The sequence below is a fragment of the Levilactobacillus tongjiangensis genome, assembly GCF_003946345.1.
Taxonomy (GTDB): Bacteria; Bacillota; Bacilli; order Lactobacillales; family Lactobacillaceae; genus Levilactobacillus; species Levilactobacillus tongjiangensis.
The window spans coordinates 1-4,418 of record NZ_RHNY01000036.1; the positions used below are offsets into that span (position 1 = coordinate 1).

Below are 4,418 nucleotides of genomic sequence, written 5' to 3' on the forward strand. Positions count from 1 at the left end.
GATAAATTAAGTGGGGCTAACACTAATCGGCCAGAACTGCAAAAAATGCTGGCCTATATTCGTGAGGGTGATATTGTCATGGTCACTGAACTAGATCGTTTAGGCAGAAACAATCAGGACTTAACTCAGATTATGAACACCATTCAAAATAAAGGCGCCACCCTAGATGTGTTAAATTTGCCGTCCATGACAGGGATTGCTGATCCTAACTTGCGTCAACTAATGACTAACCTCATCATTGAACTATATAAGTATCAGGCTGAAAGCGAACGTAAGCGAATCATCGAGCGTCAGCAACAAGGCATTGCGCTTGCCAAACAGCAAGGTAAATATCATGGCCGCAAACCCCAATACACCCAAGATGATCCCCGTTTACTACATGCTTTTAAACTGTATCAGGCAGGCATGAGTGATGTAGATGTTGCCCGTAATACCGGCATTAAACGAACGACCTTTATCAGGTATCGAAAGAAATACAAGATTAAACGAAAATGACTAACAAAGCGGTACTTTTTGTAATGCAACTTAATTTAGTTGCATTTTTTGTGATTCTATTTATTTACAAATAGCATGTAATGTGGTATTCTATATATACACAATGTAATGCAAATAAAGGAGAGTGCCTTATGGATATTTTTAGCTTAGATTTAGGAAACAAACAGACCAAATTAAAAAGCAGTAAAGCTGAATATGTACTGCCTTCAAGATATTTAAACCAAGCAGACATGCCGATGTCAGTTGGCAATTCTACAATGAATAATGACCTACACACTTATTCAGTCCCTTTTAGCGACGATAAGTACGTATGGGGTCGAGATATTGACCGACTTCACCTTGACGAATATTTAGCGGATACAATCATGTATGGTGCTCGATACGATAGTGAAGCATTTAAATTACTAGCCAATTTTGCGCTGGGATTACTAGCAAGTGATTTCAAAGCGGCTAAAGATCAAGTTTTAGAAGTAGTCGTCACTGCTGGGCTTCCAACTGGAGATTATGCTGACCAAGGACAATTAAAAGCTTTATTAAAAGTCTTAGAGGGCCAACACCAAGTTACTATTGACGATAAAATCGTGACGGTAAGAGTTCGTAAAGTCTATATTTTGCCTCAACCAATCGGCACCTTATATAACGAGCTATTAGACGGTGAGGGCTTTATCAAGAACAAAGATTTACTAGACGAAAAAGTTGGCATTGTTGATGTAGGTGGTGGCACAATTTTAATTGATACGATTTTAAACTTTGAACTTAGTGGCAAAAACCGCCATCAATTTAATACCGGCGTAAATGATCTATACGAAGCCATTGCCAACGGGATTAATGGTGATATTAGTCTTTATCAATTAGAAAAAGATTTACGAAAGGGAAACCAGCAACATCATTGGAGCTACCGATTTTCTAAAAATCGTCAAGATGATATTACTGATTTGGTTTGCAAGGAAATTGAGCGGTTTACCCGGCGCTTAGTTGCTAATGTAACTTCAACGTTAAAGAACCTTAATAGTATTGATACTTTGTTCTTTACCGGTGGTGGAGCCAATTTGCTTAACCAAAAAATCTTGAATACTACTTTCACTAACGCAGTTATTGTTAAAAATACAGAAGTTGCTAATGTTAACGGCTTTTATAAGTACGGATTAAGTCAACAAGCTCAAAACGAAGGGAGCAAGTAATCATGGGAAAAGTTAAAACCTTGAACGTCCGACTAAATCCCGAGAAAATTGTCGACAAAGAAATCCTTGATTACTTTGATAAATCATTAATTCCTAAAACCACACTTGTTAAAACCGCTTTAATTCACGAAATTGAACGGTTAAAGGCTCAAGGTGATCCTTATGTTAAAGATGAATTAAAAGCTCCAGAAGCCCCTAAAAATGGCGTAGAAAAGCCTTCTAGTTCCAAAGAGCGGTTGCAAGGAGGATTTAATGCCTTTTCAGACAATGATATTTAGAAAAAAGCTGGCAAAATATACAAAAACAAATAAAGTTGCCGCTAGGTAAGCGCTATGCTAGACTAAGATTAATTTAACAACCGAATAAAGAGATCAAGCTAAACAGAAAAATCCCCGATTCACGAGGAATCAGGGATTTTTGGTTTAGCAAGTAGCTACACAACAGCTACTTAGATTCAGTCGATTTAGACCTGCAAGTTAAAATCGACTGAACATTGTTCTTAATTTGTAGGTTAATTATACCGCAAACCAGTCCCAAAGGACAAGTTAAGGATAGTTAAAAAACAAATTAAATCCAATGGACTAAGTAGCCAACAGAAGCTACCTAGTCCATTTTTTGTTGTTAGAAATTAAAAAAGTTGCCGAATGGGCAACCAAGAATAGACACATGCTGATGAATTACAAAGCCACCAGACCAATGAAAGCTTTGTAATTCAGTTAGAGCATATCAGATTTGTATTTTAAAGCAAATCAAATGTTTTAGCAACTCTCTTTTGAGACAGCATGTGTCAGTCAAGAAAGGGAGTTTTTATAATGGATCAAACAAATTTCAAGTTTTATCAAGCTGACAACGTTTATGGGGCCTTGTTCTTTCAGTTTCCCAAAGTATTGATGTACGGCGAACAATATCGGTATTTAAGTAGTGAAGCCAAATTGGCCTACATGGTACTGAAAGATCGGCTCGAGTATTCCTTACGCAATCACTGGGTTGATGAGGAAGGTCACGTCTACTTTATTTTTACCAATCAAGAATTAATGGATCTGTTCAATTGTTCAAAGGGGAAATTAGCCACCGTTAAGAAAGAACTAGAAAAAGCTGGCTTGCTTTATCAAAAAGCCATGCATTTTAATCCCAAAACAAGGAAAAATGAACCCAATCGACTTTACCTAGCCGAACTAGATATGCAATCAACGGACGTTTATTTACGCGGTGAATATGCCCAAAAAGAGCCGCAAACCCTTGCTACGAGCGAAAGTCTAAAAAATAGACCTTCGCGGGAGACCGTTGAAACCCTTGCTACGAGCGAAAGTCTAAAAAATAGACCTTCGCGGGAGACCGTTGACGACACCCCGCAAACCCTTGCTACGAGCGAAAGTCTAAAAAATAGACACGATCTATATAAAGACTTTAAAAACATAGATACTAATAGATACAATATAGATACTCAAAAGTTGGACTTTTCCACAGCCCAATTCTCACCAGCAGAACTAGAAAAGCAAAACAAGGATTTGGTGAACCATGCTAATGACTTCCTAACTGATGAAGATAGTGGCTTACCAGTTTTCTTAGAACCCGAAGCTGTTCAACTACTTAGCTTTTGGTGCCGTACCCCACAACAAATGCGGCGCTTCATTGGCATTATCTTAAATGCTAAGTATCGAGTTGAGAAGGATCACAAAGATATTGGCGTTCTAATCCCACTTGATGATGAAGAACTTAAACCTTTGATGACTAAAGCACTAAGACGCTACTTTAACGCCCTAAGAAGCAATGAGAAGCACATCAAGAACGTTGAGAACTACTTGTATGGCACCATGCAAAACCTATTTGGCGTTTGGTGGAATAAACAAGCGGCTAGAGAATATGCGGCCAAACACCCTAACGATGAGCGTGCTTAAAACTAAAAAGCTATATAAGGCCATTTAAGCTGTTTTAAACAGATAGAGCATAATTATACTAAGCTGGTCTTAAAATGTTCCTATGGACGTTTTAGAAGCCTTATATTGATTGCTGTTGCTAAAGGGGCAGCAAACTCAAATTCACAGCTTTTAAAAGACTTATATAATTGAGATGGTACTCAAAGATTAGTATAATGTGAGTAGTAATAAAGGGGGGCGAGAAAATCATGGCAGTTAAGGAAAAGAAACGCGTACAAGTCCAGATTGACAAAGAATTGGCAGATAATACCGAAGCCGTTTTAAGCCAGTTAGGTCTAAACCCAACTACCGCGATCAATATGTTTTATAAGCGGATTGTTGCTAATGGTGCCTTACCTTTTAATGTGTCTTTAAGCGAAGAAGAACGAGCTAATTTACGCTTTTTAAAGGCTACCAAAGAGACACCAGTCACCGAGTTCAAAGACGCTAAAGAGGTCGCTGATTGGCTCAATGATCCAGATGAGGACTAATGACTTATCAGATTAAATAAATTAATAACTTGGAAGTGTGATGAACATGAAAGATACAATCACAATTAATGACTTTTTTGAAATTGCCAAAGAAACTGATTTAAAAGATTTACTTGATAAGTCATTACATGAGCCAGACCCAGAAAAGCGCAAAGTATATGACGCTTTATATACCTACTTTTTAGATAAAAGGCAAGATGAGGTTATTAAGCGAAAGGACTTTGTCCGTTGATAATAAACCCCAATATATATTGAGGAATTTTCCTTGGATAAACCAAAATATTACTTATCCAGAAAAGGTGCAAAAGCAGTTACAAAATTTTGCAGATCAAAAC

Annotated in this window: 6 protein-coding genes and 1 pseudogene; all 7 read left to right on the forward strand. The window is 37.5% G+C overall.

The annotated features are described in order from the left end of the window. On the forward strand, positions 1-495 hold a 495-nt coding region (locus EKM75_RS12535), incomplete at its 5' end, for a recombinase family protein (protein ID WP_164508804.1). Positions 496-626: 131 nt separating this feature from the next. Beyond that, a complete protein-coding gene (locus EKM75_RS12540) occupies positions 627-1,676 on the forward strand; it encodes a ParM/StbA family protein (RefSeq protein WP_125694939.1) in 1,050 nt (349 codons plus the stop codon). A 2-nt stretch (positions 1,677-1,678) separates the two neighbouring features. Further along, a complete protein-coding gene (locus EKM75_RS12545; RefSeq protein ID WP_008212490.1) occupies positions 1,679-1,954 on the forward strand; it encodes a hypothetical protein in 276 nt (91 codons plus the stop codon). 534 nt (positions 1,955-2,488) lie between these two features. Further along, complete coding sequence (locus EKM75_RS12550; protein ID WP_125694941.1) at positions 2,489-3,574, forward strand: replication initiator protein A; 1,086 nt, start codon at positions 2,489-2,491, stop codon at positions 3,572-3,574. A gap of 227 nt (positions 3,575-3,801) precedes the next feature. Then, positions 3,802-4,083 carry a type II toxin-antitoxin system RelB/DinJ family antitoxin gene (locus EKM75_RS12555; RefSeq protein ID WP_003660204.1) on the forward strand — a complete coding sequence of 94 codons (282 nt, stop codon included), beginning with the start codon at positions 3,802-3,804 and terminating at the stop codon, positions 4,081-4,083. A 46-nt stretch (positions 4,084-4,129) separates the two neighbouring features. Continuing rightward, positions 4,130-4,315 carry a hypothetical protein gene (locus tag EKM75_RS12560; protein ID WP_010620892.1) on the forward strand — a complete coding sequence of 62 codons (186 nt, stop codon included), beginning with the start codon at positions 4,130-4,132 and terminating at the stop codon, positions 4,313-4,315. Positions 4,316-4,334: 19 nt separating this feature from the next. Continuing rightward, positions 4,335-4,418 (forward strand): annotated as a pseudogene (locus tag EKM75_RS12565) (zeta toxin family protein); the annotation flags it as partial.

Bases quoted from the DNA above. Each gene is read 5' to 3' on its own strand.
- EKM75_RS12540 (WP_125694939.1), top strand. From the start codon at position 627: ATGGATATTTTTAGCTTAGATTTAGGAAACAAACAGACCAAATTAAAA.
- EKM75_RS12545 (WP_008212490.1), top strand. From the start codon at position 1,679: ATGGGAAAAGTTAAAACCTTGAACGTCCGACTAAATCCCGAGAAAATT.
- EKM75_RS12550 (WP_125694941.1), top strand. From the start codon at position 2,489: ATGGATCAAACAAATTTCAAGTTTTATCAAGCTGACAACGTTTATGGG.
- EKM75_RS12555 (WP_003660204.1), top strand. From the start codon at position 3,802: ATGGCAGTTAAGGAAAAGAAACGCGTACAAGTCCAGATTGACAAAGAA.
- EKM75_RS12560 (WP_010620892.1), top strand. From the start codon at position 4,130: ATGAAAGATACAATCACAATTAATGACTTTTTTGAAATTGCCAAAGAA.